This window comes from Teredinibacter waterburyi, assembly GCF_001922985.1.
Classification (GTDB): Bacteria; Pseudomonadota; Gammaproteobacteria; order Pseudomonadales; family Cellvibrionaceae; genus Teredinibacter; species Teredinibacter waterburyi.
In genome coordinates this window covers 1-1,067 of sequence record NZ_MRUH01000083.1, presented here as the reverse complement: position 1 = coordinate 1,067, position 1,067 = coordinate 1, and the positions used below count along the sequence as shown (strand labels likewise).

Here is a 1,067-nt window from a genome sequence, read left to right as displayed (position 1 = left end):
CCGAATTCATATACTAACCGCGACACTTTTTAAAAATAGGAAGGCGAGCTGTAAAATAGCCCTTATCCCATTCCGGCAAGAAGGAGGATAAGTAATGGCATACTTACAGCTCACCTATGAAGAAAGAGTAACGCTTTCGGTGCTTAAGCTGCAAGGGCTATCGATTAGAGCAATTGCTGAGATATTAGGCCGACATCATTCGACCCTTTACCGGGAACTTGATCGAAACCGATGTTATAAAATTGATGGAGCCTATCGCCCATCAAAAGCACAACGACGAACACGCGCTAGACGAAGTAGATCAAGACGCAATAGGCACTACTCCAGCTCTTACTTATTGCTTGTGCGCAAGCTACTCAAGCAAAAGCTGTCACCCGAGCAGGTGGTTGGCCATATGCGGCGATTCAAGCTGAAACGACGAGTAATAAGCCACGAGACAATATACCGCTATATATGGCAAGACAAAGCCGATGGTGGTGACCTGTGGAAGAGCCTAAGGCAATCGTCAAAACACAGACGAAAGCGCTATAAAGCTTACGATAGTAGGGGTCGTTTAGCGAACAAACGAAATATTGCGGAGCGCCCCCAAAGCATAGAATCACGCAAATATATAGGACATTGGGAGATTGATACTGTACATGGTAGAGGTAGTAATCACTGCATTGTGACACTCCTGGAACGCAAAACGGGTTATGTGATGATTGGAAAACTATCAGATAAATCCACATCTTCGCTAAACAAGAAAACGATAAACTTAATTAATAGATATCCAAGTATCTTCAAAACAATTACTGCCGACAACGGAACTGAATTCCACCAATACGAAAAAATCGAACAGCGTCATAACGTTACGTTTTATTTCGCGAATCCATACCACTCATGGGAGCGAGGAAGCAATGAAAATATTAATGGGCTAATAAGGCAATACCTTCCCAAGACTATGAGCATGGCATCACTAACTCAGCAACAATGTGACCAAATTGCATTGAAACTGAATCAGCGGCCAAGAAAACGATTTGATTTCATAACACCAGAGGAAATGTTTTATGGACTTTAACTATTATTGT

Annotated in this window: 1 protein-coding gene; it reads left to right on the top strand. The window is 42.4% G+C overall.

Annotation, left to right across the window (positions count from 1 at the left end; translation table 11 throughout):
• Positions 1-94 precede the first annotated feature (94 nt).
• A complete protein-coding gene (locus tag IDZ20_RS05915) occupies positions 95-1,057 on the top strand; it encodes an IS30 family transposase (RefSeq protein WP_188150508.1) in 963 nt (320 codons plus the stop codon).
• Positions 1,058-1,067 lie beyond the last annotated feature (10 nt).